The organism is Bradyrhizobium sp. SZCCHNS3002, assembly GCF_032377435.1.
Classification (GTDB): domain Bacteria; phylum Pseudomonadota; class Alphaproteobacteria; order Rhizobiales; family Xanthobacteraceae; genus Bradyrhizobium.
In genome coordinates this window covers 491,896-508,040 of sequence record NZ_JAUHHY010000002.1, presented here as the reverse complement: position 1 = coordinate 508,040, position 16,145 = coordinate 491,896, and the positions used below count along the sequence as shown (strand labels likewise).

The following is a 16,145-nucleotide window of genomic DNA, read 5'->3' as shown; positions in this document are numbered from 1 at the left end:
GCAGCGGCCGCGTCGGCCGTCAGCGTTTTCTTCCGCGCGGCCGGAGGCGCGTGGCGGCGGAGGCAATAGCCAGCCGCCCGGAAACTGCTCCTCGCTCCTGAAAGCAGTCATTGTTTTTTGGCATTTTCTGCCTATATTGCGCCGCAACGCGCGAGGTCTGCCCGGTCGATTGGCCGGGCTTCCTATTTGGGGCTGCCGGCCCCTGCCGCCGAACGAGTTTCGCGAGCGCGCGTCGCAAAGCTAACAGCTTGATTCGACTATCATAAAGCGCGCGCCCCGCCGGGGACAGAGCACGGGCTCTTGAGAAAGCTTAGAAGACACCGACCATGAACCTCCGTAACATCGCTATCATCGCCCACGTTGACCACGGCAAGACGACCCTGGTCGACAAGCTGCTGCAGCAATCCGGTACCTATCGCGAAAACCAGCGTCAGGTTGAGCGCGCGATGGATTCGAACGATCTGGAACGCGAGCGCGGCATCACCATTCTGGCCAAGTGCACCTCGGTGCAGTGGAAGGATACCCAGATCAACATCGTCGACACCCCCGGCCACGCCGATTTCGGCGGCGAGGTCGAGCGCATCCTGTCGATGGTCGACGGCGTGATCGTGCTGGTCGATGCCGCCGAAGGCCCGATGCCGCAGACCAAGTTCGTGGTCGGCAAGGCGCTCAAGCTCGGCCTGAAGCCGATCGTCGCCATCAACAAGGTCGACCGGCCCGACGCGCGCATCACCGAAGTCGTCAACGAGGTGTTCGACCTGTTCGCCGCCCTCGATGCCACCGATGAGCAGCTCGATTTTCCGATCCTGTACGGGTCGGGCAAGAACGGCTGGATGGGCACCTCGCCCGATGCCTCGCACGAGGACGGCATGCAGCCGCTGTTCGATCTCGTCATCAAGCATGTGGCGCCGCCGGTGGTCGAAGAGGGCCCGTTCCGGCTGCTCGGCACCATTCTCGAGGCCAACCCTTATCTCGGCCGCATCATCACCGGCCGCATCGCCTCCGGAACCGTGAAGCCGAACCAGGCGGTCAAGGTGCTGTCGCGTGAAGGCAAGCTGATCGAGACCGGCCGCATCACCAAGATCCTGGCGTTCAGGGGTCTCGAGCGCCAGCCGGTGGACTTCGCCGAAGCCGGCGACATCGTCGCCATCGCGGGCCTCACCAAGGGCACCGTGGCCGATACGTTCTGCGATCCGGTCGTCGAGAGCCCGCTGCAGGCGCAGCCGATCGATCCGCCGACCGTGTCGATGTCGTTCATCGTCAACAATTCGCCGCTCGCCGGCACCGAAGGCGACAAGGTCACCAGCCGCCTGATCCGCGACCGCCTGCTGCGCGAGGCCGAGGGCAATGTCGCGCTGCGTGTGGTGGAATCGCAGGACAAGGACGCGATGGAAGTGTCCGGCCGCGGCGAATTGCAACTCGCGATCCTGATCGAGACCATGCGCCGCGAAGGCTTCGAGCTCTCCGTGTCCCGTCCGCGCGTCGTGTTCGAGAAGGACCCGGCCACCGGCCAGACCCTGGAGCCCATCGAGGAAGTCGTGATCGACGTCGACGAGGAGCATTCCGGCGTCGTCGTGCAGAAGATGAGCGAGCGCAAGGCCGAGCTGATCGAGATGCGGCCGTCCGGCGGCAACCGTCTGCGGCTGGTGTTCTACGCGCCGACCCGCGGCCTGATCGGCTATCAGGGCGAACTGATGACCGACACCAAGGGCACGGCGATCATGAACCGCCTGTTCCACAACTACCTGCCGTACAAGGGCGCGATCCAGGGTCGCCGCAACGGCGTGCTGATCTCCAACGATCAGGGCGAGGCCGTGGCCTACGCCATGTTCAAGCTGGAGGACCGCGGCCCGATGATGATCGAGCCGGGCTGGAAGGTCTACAAGGGCATGATCGTCGGCGAGCACACCCGCGACAACGATCTCGAGATCAACGTCCTCAAGGGCAAGCAGCTCACCAACATCCGCACCACCTCGAAGGACGAGGCCGTCCGCCTGACCCCGCCGATCCGGATGACCCTGGAAAAGGCGCTTGCCTATATCGAGGACGACGAGCTGGTGGAGATCACGCCGAAGTCGATCCGCCTGCGCAAGAAGCACCTCGATCCGAACGAGCGCAAGCGCGCCGAGAAGCAGAAGGAAGCGGTGGCGTAAGATTTGCGAATGGCGAGTAGCGAATAGCGAGTAGGGTATTCCGATGTTGCCGCAGCATCCGCGTCCCTATTCGCCACTCCCTATTCGCTATTCGCCCTGTTCATGAGCAGTCTTCCACCCTCCACCGACATCGCCATCATCGGGGCCGGCGCGGCCGGCCTCGGCGCCGCACACGCGCTGAAGAACGCGGGCGTCTCCTTCATCGTGCTGGAGGCGCGCAACCGCATCGGCGGCCGCGCTCACACCATCACGGCGTCGCCCGAGGTGACGTTCGATCTCGGCTGCGGCTGGCTGCATTCGGCCGACCGCAATTCCTTCGTCGCGATCGCCGAGCAGCTTTCCTTCGCCATCGACAAGTCGCGCCCGCCGTGGCGCGACCAGGCCTATGAGGCGGCCTTCCCCCGCGCGGAGCGCGAGGAGTTTGTTCGCGCGCTGGAAGCGTTCTTCACCCGCACGGCAGATGCTGCCAAGAGCGGCCGCGATGCGCCTGCGAGCATCTGCCTCGAGCCCGGCAATCGCTGGAACGGCATGATCGATGCGATCTGCACCTATCTCAACGGCTGCGAGCTCGAGCAGATGTCACTGCTCGACTTCGAGGCCTATGAGGACACCGAGCTGAACTGGCGGATCCGCCGCGGCTATGGCGCGCTGGTTGCCGCCTATGGTGCCGGCCTGCCAATCGCGCTGAACTGCAACGTCACGCGGATCGATCACAGCGACAAGCGGATCCGTCTGGCGACATCCCAGGGCACGCTGACCGCCGACAAGGTGATCGTCACCGTGCCGACCAGTCTCATCGCGGACGAGGCGATCCGCTTTACGCCCGGATTGCCGGCCAAGGTCGAAGCCGCCGCCGGTCTGCCGCTCGGCCTCGACAACAAGGTGACGCTGGCGCTCGACGGCTGGGAGCACCTGCCAAAAGATTCCGGGATGCGCGGCCGCAGCAGCACCGCGCGGGTCGGCAGCTTCCAGCTGCGCCCGTTCGGCCAGCCTTGCATCGAAGGCTTCTACGGCGGCAGCTTCGCCCGCGACATCGAAGCGGCCGGCGAGGGCGCGCTCGCGGCCCAGGCGATCGATGACGTCGTCGCGCTGCTCGGCGGCGACATCCGCAAAAGTCTCAAGCCGCTCGCCGAGTCGCGCTGGGGTGCCGACCCGTTCGCGCGCGGCGCCTATTCGCATGCGCTGCCGGGCCATGCCGACAAGCGCGCGGTGCTCGCCGCGCCGGTCGATGACCGCCTGTTCTTCGCTGGGGAAGCGACGCCATCGGACTTCTTCTCCACCGCCCATGGCGCGCGAGACTCGGGCGAGCGGGCGGCGCGGGAAGCGTTGGCATCGTTACGTAAGCCCTAGTCCTTCCTTCGTCATTGCGAGCGCAGTGTTCAGCCCGGGGACATGGCTGACAGGTGTTCGGAGACATGGTTGACACCTCAAAATTGGCTCGATTCGTCAAGCAAAGGGGCGAGCGATGCCGTGGCGAGAGGTGTCTGTCATGGACCAGCGACGAGAGTTTGTGATGCTTGCCAAGCAGGAGGGAGCCAACCGGCGGCAGCTGTGTCGGCGGTTCGGCATCAGCCCCCAGACCGGCTACAAATGGATCGAGCGGTCTGACGCCGGCGATACGACGCTGGCGGACCGGTCGCGGCGGCCGCATCGAAGTCCGGAGCGCACCGCAGCTGCGACTGAGCAGCAGATTGTCGCGTTGCGCGATGCTCACCCGGCCTGGGGCGCGCGCAAGCTCGCGCATCGTCTCGATCGCGATGGGCAAGCTGTCCCGGCGATCTCCACCGTGCATAACATCCTGCGCCGCTACGATCGGGTGACGGAGCCTGGCGGCACGCCCGGGCAGCCCTACACGCGGTTCGAGAAGGATGCGCCCAATCAGCTGTGGCAGATGGACTTCAAGGGACACAGTGCGCTGGAGAACGGTGTGTCTTGTCATCCGCTCACCGCGCTGGACGATCACTCGCGCTTTTCCTTGTGCCTGGCGGCCTGCGACAATGAGCGCGGCTCTACGGTCAAAGGACATTTGGAGACGACGTTCCGCCGCTATGGACTGCCGGATGCGATGTTCGTCGACAACGGTGGCCCCTGGGGCTTTACTCTCGAAGACCCCTGGACCGCGTTGACGGTCTGGCTGCTGAAGCTCGGCGTTCGAACGATCCATAGCCGGCCCTATCATCCCCAGAGCCGCGGCAAGAACGAACGCTTCCACCGCAGCCTGAAGGCCGAGGTCTTTGCCTTCAAGCGTTACAGGGACCTTCCCGATGTCCAGCGGGCACTCGACGAATGGCGAGCCGTCTACAATCTCGACCGCCCCCATGAGGCTCTCGACTTCAATGTGCCGGCAAGCCGCTATCGGCCCAGCCAACGCACCATGCCGGATCGCCTTCCGACGGTGGACTACGACGAGGGGGAGATCGTCCGTTCCGTGTCGAGCACGAAGGCCTATGTCAGTTTCGAGGGACGGCTCTGGAAAGTCCCTCAAGCCTTTCGCGGTGAGCGACTCGCTATTCGTCCACTCAGCCAAGACGGAAAATTCGGAGTTTTCTTTGCCGCTCATCAGATCGCAGCGATCGATTTGCGTGACCCCAAAAGTGTCAACCATGTCCCCGAACAGGTGTAAGCTATGTCTCCGGGCTAAACAGCAGCGAAGCAATCCAGGGTCACGCAGGTGGTCGCAGTTCTGGATCGCTTCGCTGCGCTCGCGATGACGGAATTCGTTGATCCAGATTCGATTCTCTCTGTGATTTTCGCGGTTCAGCCGTCACCGATGAGTGTCGACAGCCGCGGTCTCCCCTGCGATTCGCAGGAACTCCCGCGCAGCCTGGGTCTGATGGTGCTCCTTGTGGCGCAGGCTGTAGAAGCGGCGCTTGGGCAGTTCGATATTGGCGACAGCAAGCAGGCCCGCCTTGACCGCGCGCATCACGACGAGGCGCGACAGCACCGTGACGCCGGCGCCGGCCTCGACGGCGCCGCGCACGGCTTCGTTGGACGGCAGATCGAACGCCACGTCGAGCTCGGCTGGCGCGATCCCGAACCCGCCGAGCGCTGATTCGAGCACGGCGCGCGTGCCGGAGCCCTGCTCGCGCAGCACCCAGCGTGCCGTCTTCAGGTCTCTGGTTGTGACAGACGCGCCGCGGCACAACGGATGATCGATCGGCCCGACCAGCACCATCTCGTCCTCGGCGACCGGCTGGGCCGCGAGCGCGGGATCGTCGACGTCGCCCTCGACGAAGCCGAGATCGGCGGAGCCTTCGCGCACCCGGTCCGCCACCTGCTCCGTATTGCCGATCGACAGTTGCAGCTTGATGGCGGGATGCGCCGTCTTGAAACGGTGAATGAAGGCCGGCAGCCAATAGCCGGCGATGGTCTGGCTCGCGGCCAGCGCCAGCTGCCCCCGCTTCAGGCCGGCGAGATCGTTCAGCACGGTCTCGGCTGCGGCCGCGCGCGCCAGCACCGCCTTTGCTTCGACGAGAAACGCCTTCCCGGTCGCCGTGAGCACGATGCGGCGTCCGACACGATCGAACAGCTTGGTCTCGTAGCGGGCTTCGAGCGCGGCCACGGCCGCCGATGTCGCCGACTGGGTCAGATTGAGGTCGCGGGCCGCCTGGGTGACGTGCTCGCGGTTCGCGACCGCAACGAAAATCCTGAGCTGTTCGAGCGTCACATGCGTCCTACGTGGTCAGCTTCACCAGGGCCAGGCTGAAGCCTGCGATGAACAGGAAGGCGAGCAGGCCCAGCGCCAGCGGCCGCAGGCCCTTTGCCTTGAGCTTGGCGAAATCGGTTTCCAGTCCCATCGCGGCCAGCGCCATCGACAGCAGGAATGTGGTCGTCGTCACGATCACCGTCTTCATCTCGGCGGGAATGCTGATCACGCTGTTGAGGCCGACCAGCGCGATGAAGCCGAACACGAACCAGGGCAGTGGCGGCTGCGCATTGCCCCGGGTCTCGCCGCCATGGCGCACACGCCGCGTTGCCAGCAGGCCGAGCGTGAGCACGACCGGCGCCAGCAGCATCACGCGGGCCAGCTTGGCGATGGTGCCGAACTCGCCGGCCTGCTGGCCCTGCTGAAACGCGGCCGCGACCACCTGGGCGATCTCGTGAATGGAGGCGCCACTCCACAGGCCGAAGGCGTGCGCGTCGAGATGCAGCAGCGCCGGAAGCAGCGGATAGATGAACATCGCGATCGAGCCGAACACCGTGACGCAGGCCACCGCATAGGCGACGTCCTCGTCATGGGCGCGCGTGACCGTGTTGGTCGCGATCACGGCGGACGCGCCGCAGATCGAGGTCCCCGCGGCGATCAGCTCCGCCAGCTTGCGGTTGACGCCGAGCAGCCGTCCCATCCACACCGTGAACAGGAAGGTGCCGGTGAGGCTCAGCGCGATCACGGCGAGACCACGCGCGCCGACCTCGACGATCTGGGCCGCCGTCAGCTGCAGGCCGAGCAGGATGATCGCCAGCCGCAGGACGCGGCGCATCGAGAAGGCGACGCCGGGCTTGGCGCGCGCCGGGGTGCCGACCACGTTGTGCAGCGCCATCCCTGCCACGATCGCCAGGATCATCGGGCTGAACAGGCCGAGGCCCGGCAGCAGCCGCAGCCCGAAGGCGCCGGCCGCGAGCGCGGCTGACAGCGCGAGCCCGGGCAGCAGCGCCGATGCCGCCGGCGCGTGCGAAGGTCGATGATGAACGGCAATGGGCGCATCGGCGATCAGATCATGCGAAGGGGCAGTCATGGAAATCTCTCCCAAACCAGGTCTGGGGAGAAGAATTTCATGCTGTTATCAATCGATCCAACAGATTATATTGTATGTATCATTCGTTTCAATCGATTAATTGGCTCGCTGCCGCATCTCTCCGCCGACCCGATCACGACTCCAGCACCCGATTGCGCAGCTCGGCATCCGGCACGAAGCAGGATTCGTATTTACCGAAGATGTGGTAGCGGTTGCGCGCGACCACGCTGTAGAGCGCATCGCGCAGCGGCTTCGGAATGGCGAGCAGCGCGCGCGTCCAGCTCCAGCCCGGCAGGTTCGACAAGACGGTCAGCGCAGCATCGGATTTCAAATGCGCCGTGCCGCCATGCACGACGGCGTTGGTGTCGGGATCCCGGGGATCGATGCCGAAGGCCTGCGCCAGCCGGGTGCCGTAAGGCGACTGGATCGGCGTGAAGCGGAAGCGCTTGGCGGTGTCGCGCGCGATCACGAACTGCACCCAGCGGGAGCAGAACACACAGACGCCGTCGTAGAGAATCACGTCGTCGTCGGGCCAGTTGGTCATCAGCGATTGTCCATCATGAGCAGCGCGACCAGCATCAGCACGATCGCCGGTCCCGTCTTCACCAATGCGCCGAGCGGTTCGAGCCAGAGATCAGGCGTCAGCACCGCGCAGCCCACCATGTAGCCGAGCGAGACGAAGATGCCGGTAGCGAGGCCGAAAGTCGCCGTTTTGCGGAACGCGATCAACACGCCGACCGAGATGTCCATCATGCTGGTGATCGCCGCGAACGGAACGGCGAACCAGTCGGGCCAGCCGCGCGTGGTTAGGATCGCCGTGGTCGCGGGAAACGAGATGAACAGCGCAATCGACCCCGATGCGACCCAGAACAGCACGAGGCTCGCGATGATCAGCGCCTTGATCAGGAAGAGCCGCGCGAACCATTTGTCCTGAATGGTGGCGCCATGCGCGCCGACGGCGCGGTCCAGCGTCGCGGGTGTGATGCCGGTTGCCGCGATCCACGGTGCGGGATCGCCTTGCACCCCGCGGCGAAGCTCGGCGATCGCGGTGGTGCGCATCGGCGGCATCCAGCCGAGCCGGCTGCAGAGGTCACCGGCGAAAGCGCCGAGATTGATCAGGGTCGCAGGCACGGCAACGCGTGGCCAATCCATCGTGCCGAAACAGCGCCGAAACGCGCCGATGACGTCGCCGAGCGTCACCGCCTCCGGCTGCATCAGGTCCCAGCTCACCGCGCGCGTCGCCTCGTCATCGGTCGGCTGCATCGCGAGCCAGGCGATGGTCGTGGCGATGTCCGCCACCGCCACCGGCTGGAACGGCGTCGCCGCATCCTTCGCCGGCAGGTCGACGGGGAGCGCGGCCAGCGCGCGGACCATCGCGCTGCCGCCATAGGCTGACGGCGCGATCACGAAACCCGGGCGCAGGATGGCATGGGCAACGCCTGAGGATGCGATCAGCCGCTCCGCCTCGCGCTTGGTGGTGGCGAAGGCGGTGTGATCCTCGTCGGCCATGCCGGGGATCGAGATGTGGATGAAGCGCACGCGACGGCCGCAGGCCGTGATCGCCGCGAGCAGGCGCGCGACGAAGTCGCGATGCACGGCAGCGGTATCGCTCCCCGGACCATCCTGCAGCACGCCGAGGCAATTGACGACGACGTCGATCTCGTGAGCGCGGATCAGGCTCGCCAAGGCCGGCGCATCGAGCGCCATGATCGGCAGCTGGATGTCGAACGGCGACGCGCGTTGCGAGGGCGAGAACGCGCGCGCGACACCGACCGTCGTACAGCCACGCTGGCGCAGATCGTCGGTGATGAAGCGTCCGATCAGGCCGGAGGCGCCGAGCACGAGGATGCGGGAGTTGACCGAACGGATCATGCGCCTGTCCTCAGAACGGCTTTGCGATCATCAGCCACAGGATGGCCATGACCGCGCCGAAACCGGGGATGCCACACAGGAACCAGCGGCGGAAGACGATGAAATAGCGCGGCGGCAGCTTCTCGGCGCCGATGTCCGCGAGGCGCGCCAGGTCGCGCAGCTCGATCTGCATGAAGATCACCGGCACCCAGAACAGGCCGGCAACGGCGTAGAGCGCGAGCGAGGTGAGCAGCCAGCCGTCGGTGACGGCCGTCGACGACAGCCACATCAGCGTGCCGCCGGTGATCGGCTGCAGCAGCACGGCCGACAGCGTGAACAGCATGTCGGCGATCACCACGACGCCGGCGGTGCGCGCGATGAACGCGGCCTCGCCGCTGAGATGCGCCATCAGCATGAAGAATGCGATCCCCGTGCCGGTGCCGAGAATGACGATGGCGCCGAGCACGTGCAGATACTTGATCAGGAAATACAGCGTCATCGTGTCCTGCTAGTTCGGCGGCACCGGAGGCGCCGACCGACGAGCCGTTGTCAGCGCCTTCGACAACAAATTCGCCGCCAGTGCCACGCCGTCGTCGTGCTCGATCATCCAATGCCCCTCCTCGCCGGAAGATGGCAACAGGTTGAAGCCCGCCCGGCCTCCGGCCGAATTGAAGGCCTCCGCGAGCCGACGCGAAAGCGGTGGTGGAAAGTAGCTGTCATTGGTCGCGACCAGCCACGTGACCGGCGCACGCGCGCTGCGTCCGAACGCGCGGGCCGTATCGAGCAGGCGCGCCTCTGCACAGACGCGGCCCGGCACATCGTCGGCATGGCCGCCACGGCCGGGTGCGAACACGATGATGGCCGAGACGATCTGCGGCGGCTGATCGGCGAGTGCCAGCGCGCCCCAGCCGCCGGCCGAATGGCCGATGACGACGGCGCCGCCCTTCGCCGCGAACGGCTGCTCGCGCATGTAGGCGAGCGCGCGCGAAATCTGCGCCGCCGTCGCGCGTCCTGCCTTCTCGTAGTCCGCGTCGGCGCAGCCGCCCTGGTCTTCGACATAGGGACCGCCGGTGCGGCCGTGCCCGAGCCGCTCCGGGACCAGCACGGCATAGCCCCGCCCGACCAGGAGACGCGCCAGCGCCGCGTAGGCGGGCTGCGGCAGCTCCGCCCGCCGCAACGGATTCTGCGTCGAGGCATGCGCGATCACGGCCAGCGGAAACGGTCCATCGCCAGCAGGCCGATAGAGGATCGCATGCGCGGGAATTTCGGTCGCGGTCGACGGAATGAGCCATTGCTGCCGGCGCGCCGGCTCGGCTTCGGGCGACGCGGGACCGAACGGCTGTGCCGTTGCGCCGGCTGCGACTGACAGGACGACCAGCGCGAGCAACCATGAGACGCAGCGAAGCAGCACCATTCAGCCGGACGGGAAGATGTTGAGCCCGCGCCACACTAGCCGAGGCCGCGGCCCGTTGGATGCGATTTCTCGTCCGACGTATGAACGCGCGGTGACAGAGCACCGCCGACTCTCGACAATGTTGCGAAATTGTCCCTTTTCGGCACAGCTTTCCGCCACGGTGATGCCGAAAGTCCACAGGTTAACCGATCTTTAACGTGGCACCTTGAAGGCGGACCGCCGACTTGCTTTGATCCCGTCATGAGCACAACCCTGATCGAAGTCCGTCCGGCCAAGGCTGCAGATGCGGCTGCGGTGGCGTCAGCCCATGATGAAGCTTGGCGTTCCGCCTACCAGGGGATCATCCCTGGCGCTGAGCTGGAGAAGCTGATCAACCGGCGCGGCCCCCAATGGTGGGACAGCGCGATCCGCAAAGGCAGCCGCGTCAGCGTGCTGGTGTTCAACGACAAGGTCGCAGGCTATGCGAATTACGGCCGCAATCGCGCCCGCAGCCTGCACTTCGACGGTGAAGTCTACGAGCTTTATCTGCGACCGGAATTTCAGGGGCTGGGGTTCGGTCGCCGGCTCTTTCAGTCCGCCAAGCGCGACCTCGCGCAGAGCGGCCTGAAGAGTATGGTGGTGTGGGCGTTGTCCGACAACGATCCCGCCACCGAGTTCTACCGCGCCTTGGGCGGCCGGATGGTCGCGCGGTCGTCGGAGCGCTTCGGGCCGAAGTCGCTCGACAAGGTTGCCTTTGCCTGGACCAACTGAGCCTGGACCGGCTGTGCTCTGGGCGCGTTAAGCGTTAACGCGCCGGTGAATTGAACTGAAAGTGTTGGCTTGAGGTAGCTGTTGCGCAGCCGCGTTTTTTTTGCGACTGCGAATGCCAGCGCTCATTCCTCGGGCGTCCGACCCTGAAACGTTCAAGTTCTACGGAGCATCCATGCGCATCGACGCCATCCCGATCGGGAAAGATCCGCCGCGCGAGGTCAACGTCGTCATCGAAGTGCCGGTCGGCGGCGAGCCGATCAAGTACGAGCTCGACAAGGAAGCCGGCACGCTGTTCGTCGACCGCTTCCTCTATACGGCGATGCGCTATCCCGGCAATTACGGCTTCATCCCGCACACGCTGTCCAATGACGGCGATCCCTGCGACGTGCTGGTCGCCAACACCCGCGCGATCGTGCCGGGCGCGGTGATGAGCGTGCGTCCGGTCGGCGTGCTGCTGATGGAGGACGAGGCCGGCGGCGACGAGAAGATCATCGCGGTGCCGTCCTCGAAGCTGACCCAGCGTTACGACAAGATCCGCACCTACAGCGACCTGCCGGACATCACGCTGCAGCAGATCCAGCACTTCTACGAGCACTACAAGGATCTCGAGCCCGGCAAATGGGTGAAGGTGCTGCGCTGGGGCAATGCCGACGACGCCCACCAGCTGATCGCCGAGGGCATCGCGCGCGCCAAGGCGGCGAAGAAGTAAAACGATTGACGTCATCCCGGGGCAGCCGCGCAGCGGCTGAACCCGGAATCTCGAGATTCTCAGGTGCGCAACTGCGCACCTCAGCTCGATGCTGCGCATCGCCCCGGAATGACGGTGAGCTCAGACCGCCGGCTTCGGCAGCCCGGCAATGGCGCAGGCGGCGCGCAGCGTGTTCACCAGCAGGCAGGCCACGGTCATCTGGCCGACGCCGCCCGGCACCGGCGTGATCGCGCCGGCGACCTCCGACACCTCTGCATAGGCGACATCGCCGACCAGCCGCGTCTTGCCCTCGGCCGTCGGGATGCGGTTGATGCCGACGTCGATCACGGTCGCGCCCGGCTTGATCCAGTCGCGCTTCACCATCTCCGGGCGGCCGACGGCGGCGTAGACCAGATCGGCGCGCGCGGTCAGCGCCGGCAGGTCGCGCGAACGGGAATGCGCGATGGTCACCGTGGCGTTCTCGTTGAGCAGCAACTGCACCAGCGGACGGCCGACCAGGTTGGAGCGGCCGATCACGATCGCGTTCAGGCCCTCCAGCGAGGCGTGAATGGTCTTGCTGAGGATGATGCAGCCGAGCGGCGTGCATGGCGCCAGCGCCGGCTGCCCGCCGGCGAGGCGGCCGGCATTGTGCGGATGCAGCCCGTCGACGTCCTTGGCCGGATCGATCGCATTGATCACGACCTCGGTCTCCAGCCCCTTCGGCAGCGGCAGCTGCACCAGGATGCCGTGCACGGCGGGATCGCGGTTGAGCTTGCCGATCAAGGCCAGCAGCGCGTCCTGCGACACGTCGGCCGGCAGCCTGTGCTCGAACGAGGCCATGCCGGCCGCCTGGGTCTGGGTGTGCTTGCTGCGGACATAGACCTCGGACGCCGGGTCGTTGCCGACCAGCACCACGGCCAGCCCTGGCGTCAGGCCATGTTCGCGCTTGACCCGCTCGACCTCACGGGCGACTTGCGCGCGCAGATCCGCCGCAATCACTTTTCCATCGATGATGCGCGCCGTCATGTCTGCTCTCTGCCTCGTCGTTCGCCGCTGGTCGCACGAGCGCGGCCCGCTCTAGGATTTCCCGGTCGGCTTATGGGCTGCAATGAGGTCGCGCAAGGCCTGATCGAGCTTGGCGGGATCGCCATCGATGGCAACCTGCTTCAGCCGCGAGGTGGTGCCCGAGGTGATTCGCACTGAGGCCTTGGTGACGCCGATCGCCTTGGCGAGCAGCTCGGTCACCGCGCGATTCGCCTCGCCGCCATCGGCGATGGCCCGGACGCGGACCTTGAGCACGCTGCGGCCGTCGGACAGCGTTTCGACGCCGTCAATCGCGTCGCGGCCGCCGCGCGGCGTGACGCGCAGCGCGACGGTGAGACCGTCAGCGGCGGCGCGCCAGGGCTCCATGGCGGGCGGCCAGGCCGATCAGAACACGAATGGATATATGTAGTAGGTGATCACGCGCTGGATCAGCATGATGATGAGGATCAGGATGATCGGCGAGATGTCGAGGCCGCCGAGATTGGGCAGCATGCGGCGGATCGGCGCCAGCACCGGCTCGGTGATTCGGTACAGGAACTCGGCCACGGCGGAGACGAACTGATTGCGCGTGTTGACGACGTTGAACGCGATCAGCCACGACAGAATCGCCGAGGCGATCAGCAGCCAGACATAGAGGTCGAGAACGATCAGAACGATGTCGAGAACGGCACGCATGCGGGTCCACTCGGGGGCGAGGTCGCGAATTCGACCTGTGACGACCGCTAGATATCGGTTCCCCCCGGCGCAAACAAGGGAAGCTGCCCGTCAAGGCTAACGGGCGATGTGACCGTTCTTGACTTGACCTCGGCACCCACTGTAAATGGCGCCCGATCTGCCGGCCGCCTTTTCCCAACATCGAAGCGGTCGTGTTACGGGGCCATAGCTCAGCTGGGAGAGCGCGTCGTTCGCAATGACGAGGTCGGCGGTTCGATCCCGCCTGGCTCCACCAACCTTCGCTCGCTTCGCGAGCTTCGGCTCGGCAAGCCGATTTCGACAATTCGATAGCGAAGGTTGCCGCGCCATAGCCCGAAGGGCGGCGGCGGGCCGTCGTCCGCAGCCGCGCAAGTAGCCTGAAGGGCGAAGCCGGGCTGTTTCAGCATCGCCCAAGCCAATCCGCTCAAATCACCGGTCCTACTCCGCAGCCTCCGCCATCGCCGCCACCGGCTCGCGTGCCAGCCAGCCATCCAGAAAATGCGCCAGCCAGGCCCGCTCGGCGGCGTCATGCACGGCACGGCCCTCGAAATGATGGTGGCGCAGGCGGGCGCCGGGCGTGTCCAGCCGGGCATGGCCGCGGGTGGTCCAGCGGCACATCATCGCGTAGGTCACGTCGGGGTGGAACTGCAGCCCGGTGGCGTTCTGGTATTGATAGGCCTGGACCGGAAAATCGCCGCCCTCGGCGAGCAGCTCGGCGCCGTCGGGCAGGTCGAAGCCTTCGCGGTGCCAATGATAGACATGGTCGGGCCAATGCGGACACAGCTTGCGTCCGGCCCGGGTCGGGCGAATCGGATAATAGCCGATCTCGGCGCGCCCCTGCGGATGCGGCGCCACCTCGGCGCCGAGCTGGATCGCCAGCATCTGCGCGCCCAGGCAGATCCCGAGAAACGGACGCTGCTCCCGCAGCGGCACCTCGATCCAGTCGATCTCGCGGCGGACGAAATCATCCGGATCGTTCGCGCTCATCGGACCGCCGAAAATAACGGCACCCGAATGCCCATCGAGCGTCTCCGGCAGCGGATCGCCGAACCGCGGCCGGCGGATGTCGAGCGGATAGCCGCGGGCGCGCAGCGCATTGCCGACCCGGCCGGGGCTCGAGGTTTCCTGGTGCAGGATGATGAGGACCGGCCGATGCGGCGCAGCCGCCATGGCCGGCTTCGGATGGAGCTGCCGAACGTCCGCCTGGGGCCCGTTCGGATGGAACGAAGGGTCTTGCCTGAGCATCACCTGGCGATCATAGCTAAGCAAAGGTTAACGGCGCGTGAGCGAGCGCACATTGCAAAGCAAGGGCCGGGCCAGCGCGATCAGCTCCGCTTCAATTGCAGCCGCCCGACCGCATCGAGGATGAAGCCCCGCGGGAACCAGCGCAGCAGGAACGGCACGATCTTGATGCCGAGCCCGGGCAGCACCACGCGCTTGTCGGCCATCAGGCCGCGGTAGCCGGCCTCTGCCACCGCCTTGGGCGAGACGTTGAGGATCACCGAATCCACGCCCGGTTTGAACCCGGCGCGGTCCTGGAATTCCGACGGCACCGGACCGGGGCACAGCACGGTGACCCGGACGCCATGCGGTGCCATCTCCTTGCGCAGCGCCTCGGTGAACGAGATCACATAGGCCTTGGAGGCGTAATAGACCGCCATGCCGGGCCCCGGCAGGAACCCGGCCACCGAGCCCAGATTGAGAATGCCGCCCTTGTTGCGGATCAACTGCTCGGAAAAGCGCAGCGACAGCTCGGTCAGGGCGCGGACATTCACCGAGATCATGTCCAGCTGCTCGGCGCGGTCGAGCTGCACCGCCTTGCCGAACAGGCCGAAGCCGGCATTGTTGACCAGATATTCCAGCTCCACGCCGGCGGCGGCCAGCGCGGCCTCGATGGTCGCCCCGGCGTCGGCGGAGGTGAGATCACAAGGGATCACCAGCGGCGCCGGGCCGCCTTTGGCCGCGATCTCCTGCGCCAGCGCGGCGAGCCGGTCTTCGCGCCGGGCCGTCAATGCGAGCCGGTGCCCGTTCGCCGCAAACACGCGCGCCAATTCGCTGCCGATCCCGGCCGACGCACCCGTTACCAGCGTGACACGTTCACCCACAATCCTGCTCTTCGATCACAATCCACACATCATCCAATAGCGGCGGACGAGAGCATAGGCGGACGGGAACATGCAAGACGCCGCGATCGGCAGTCCTGCACCAGATTGCAGTAATAGTTTCGGATTCACATAGGTTTACATGCAGGGGCGAGGTCCGGAACAAAATTAAAGTTTGTTCATCTCCGGATCACGCCGGTTCCGGCCGAGACAGAGCGGTTCACGCGGGAGCGCCGGACTTGCGCGCCGCGACCCGGTGCTTGATGTCGATGCGGTCATGCGTGGAGATGCCGAGCAGCTCCGAGGCGCGCCAGACCACATTGTCCTCGAACTCGGTCACCTTGCCGTCGGCGAACACCAGCTCCCACATCATCTCGACGATGCGCAGGCGGCCGGCTTCATCGACCTCGCGCATGATCACGCTGGTGAAGCGATAGAGATCGACCGCTTCGCCCTCGGCCAGCATGGCCTGGGCGATCAGCCGGTCGGCGGAGCCGTGGTCGAGCCCGAAGCGCAGCTCGATCAGGCCGTGCAGCTTGCGCCGCTCGATCTCGCTCGGCTCGCCATCCAGCGAGATGACGTGGATCAGCAGCGCGGTTGCAGCCAGCTGATAGCCGTTGTCGTCGAAGGCCGGGGTCTCGTGCGGCGAAACCACGTCGGCGATGAATTGGCGCAGTCCTTCGAGCATGGCGTCCTTCGCTGTTGGATCCCTTG

17 protein-coding genes and 1 tRNA gene are annotated in these 16,145 nt (G+C 66.0%); 6 read left to right on the top strand and 12 right to left on the bottom strand.

Annotated elements, in window-relative coordinates:
* Positions 1-326: 326 nt before the first annotated feature.
* From typA to QW845_RS06745, 3 genes are all read left to right on the top strand, one after another.
* Positions 327-2,153 (top strand): translational GTPase TypA, encoded by a 1,827-nt coding sequence (typA, locus tag QW845_RS06755; RefSeq protein ID WP_315800830.1) that lies wholly within the window; start codon positions 327-329, stop codon positions 2,151-2,153.
* A gap of 102 nt (positions 2,154-2,255) precedes the next feature.
* Positions 2,256-3,503 carry an NAD(P)/FAD-dependent oxidoreductase gene (locus QW845_RS06750; RefSeq protein WP_315800829.1) on the top strand — a complete coding sequence of 416 codons (1,248 nt, stop codon included), beginning with the start codon at positions 2,256-2,258 and terminating at the stop codon, positions 3,501-3,503.
* A 115-nt stretch (positions 3,504-3,618) separates the two neighbouring features.
* The gene (locus QW845_RS06745; RefSeq protein WP_315800828.1) at positions 3,619-4,776 is read left to right on the top strand and encodes an IS481 family transposase; all 1,158 of its coding nucleotides are present in this window, start codon (positions 3,619-3,621) and stop codon (positions 4,774-4,776) included.
* Between the two features lie 141 nt (positions 4,777-4,917).
* On the opposite strand, the gene QW845_RS06740 is transcribed toward QW845_RS06745, so the two are convergent.
* The 6 genes from QW845_RS06740 to QW845_RS06715 all read right to left on the bottom strand — a co-directional run bounded on the left by QW845_RS06740 (position 4,918) and on the right by QW845_RS06715 (position 10,154).
* The gene (locus QW845_RS06740; RefSeq protein WP_315800827.1) at positions 4,918-5,820 is read right to left on the bottom strand and encodes a LysR family transcriptional regulator; all 903 of its coding nucleotides are present in this window, start codon (positions 5,818-5,820) and stop codon (positions 4,918-4,920) included.
* 7 nt (positions 5,821-5,827) lie between these two features.
* The gene (locus QW845_RS06735; RefSeq protein ID WP_315800929.1) at positions 5,828-6,802 is read right to left on the bottom strand and encodes a YeiH family protein; all 975 of its coding nucleotides are present in this window, start codon (positions 6,800-6,802) and stop codon (positions 5,828-5,830) included.
* Positions 6,803-7,022: 220 nt separating this feature from the next.
* Positions 7,023-7,433: a thiol-disulfide oxidoreductase DCC family protein gene (locus QW845_RS06730; RefSeq protein ID WP_315800826.1), complete on the bottom strand. Its 411-nt coding sequence runs from the start codon at positions 7,431-7,433 to the stop codon at positions 7,023-7,025.
* Positions 7,433-8,761, bottom strand: coding sequence for an SDR family oxidoreductase (locus QW845_RS06725; protein ID WP_315800825.1), 1,329 nt, complete (start codon positions 8,759-8,761; stop codon positions 7,433-7,435). The genes QW845_RS06730 and QW845_RS06725 overlap by 1 nt, the downstream gene beginning before the upstream one ends.
* A 10-nt stretch (positions 8,762-8,771) precedes the next feature.
* The gene (locus QW845_RS06720; RefSeq protein WP_315800824.1) at positions 8,772-9,239 is read right to left on the bottom strand and encodes a DUF2269 domain-containing protein; all 468 of its coding nucleotides are present in this window, start codon (positions 9,237-9,239) and stop codon (positions 8,772-8,774) included.
* A gap of 9 nt (positions 9,240-9,248) precedes the next feature.
* The gene (locus tag QW845_RS06715; protein WP_315800823.1) at positions 9,249-10,154 is read right to left on the bottom strand and encodes an alpha/beta hydrolase family protein; all 906 of its coding nucleotides are present in this window, start codon (positions 10,152-10,154) and stop codon (positions 9,249-9,251) included.
* Positions 10,155-10,394: 240 nt separating this feature from the next.
* Between QW845_RS06715 and QW845_RS06710 the strand changes: the two genes are divergently transcribed.
* Both QW845_RS06710 and ppa read left to right on the top strand, forming a co-directional pair.
* Positions 10,395-10,904 (top strand): GNAT family N-acetyltransferase, encoded by a 510-nt coding sequence (locus QW845_RS06710; protein ID WP_006611902.1) that lies wholly within the window; start codon positions 10,395-10,397, stop codon positions 10,902-10,904.
* A gap of 172 nt (positions 10,905-11,076) precedes the next feature.
* Positions 11,077-11,613, top strand: coding sequence for an inorganic diphosphatase (gene ppa / locus QW845_RS06705; RefSeq protein WP_315800822.1), 537 nt, complete (start codon positions 11,077-11,079; stop codon positions 11,611-11,613).
* A gap of 120 nt (positions 11,614-11,733) precedes the next feature.
* Here ppa and folD read toward each other — a convergent pair whose 3' ends face one another.
* The 3 genes from folD to QW845_RS06690 are packed head-to-tail and all read right to left on the bottom strand — an operon-like array spanning position 11,734 to position 13,311.
* Positions 11,734-12,618 carry a bifunctional methylenetetrahydrofolate dehydrogenase/methenyltetrahydrofolate cyclohydrolase FolD gene (gene folD, locus QW845_RS06700; protein WP_315800821.1) on the bottom strand — a complete coding sequence of 295 codons (885 nt, stop codon included), beginning with the start codon at positions 12,616-12,618 and terminating at the stop codon, positions 11,734-11,736.
* A 51-nt stretch (positions 12,619-12,669) separates the two neighbouring features.
* Positions 12,670-13,002 carry a DUF167 domain-containing protein gene (locus QW845_RS06695; protein ID WP_315800820.1) on the bottom strand — a complete coding sequence of 111 codons (333 nt, stop codon included), beginning with the start codon at positions 13,000-13,002 and terminating at the stop codon, positions 12,670-12,672.
* An 18-nt stretch (positions 13,003-13,020) separates the two neighbouring features.
* Positions 13,021-13,311, bottom strand: coding sequence for a YggT family protein (locus QW845_RS06690; protein ID WP_315716734.1), 291 nt, complete (start codon positions 13,309-13,311; stop codon positions 13,021-13,023).
* A gap of 198 nt (positions 13,312-13,509) precedes the next feature.
* Here QW845_RS06690 and QW845_RS06685 point away from each other — a divergent pair.
* A tRNA-Ala gene (locus QW845_RS06685) sits at positions 13,510-13,585 on the top strand.
* Between the two features lie 182 nt (positions 13,586-13,767).
* Here QW845_RS06685 and QW845_RS06680 read toward each other — a convergent pair.
* The 3 genes from QW845_RS06680 to QW845_RS06670 all read right to left on the bottom strand — a co-directional run bounded on the left by QW845_RS06680 (position 13,768) and on the right by QW845_RS06670 (position 16,119).
* Complete coding sequence (locus QW845_RS06680) at positions 13,768-14,574, bottom strand: glutamine amidotransferase (RefSeq protein ID WP_315800819.1); 807 nt, start codon at positions 14,572-14,574, stop codon at positions 13,768-13,770.
* Positions 14,575-14,654: 80 nt separating this feature from the next.
* A complete protein-coding gene (locus QW845_RS06675; protein ID WP_315800818.1) occupies positions 14,655-15,434 on the bottom strand; it encodes an SDR family oxidoreductase in 780 nt (259 codons plus the stop codon).
* Between the two features lie 217 nt (positions 15,435-15,651).
* A complete protein-coding gene (locus tag QW845_RS06670; RefSeq protein ID WP_315800817.1) occupies positions 15,652-16,119 on the bottom strand; it encodes a TerB family tellurite resistance protein in 468 nt (155 codons plus the stop codon).
* Positions 16,120-16,145: the final 26 nt, after the last annotated feature.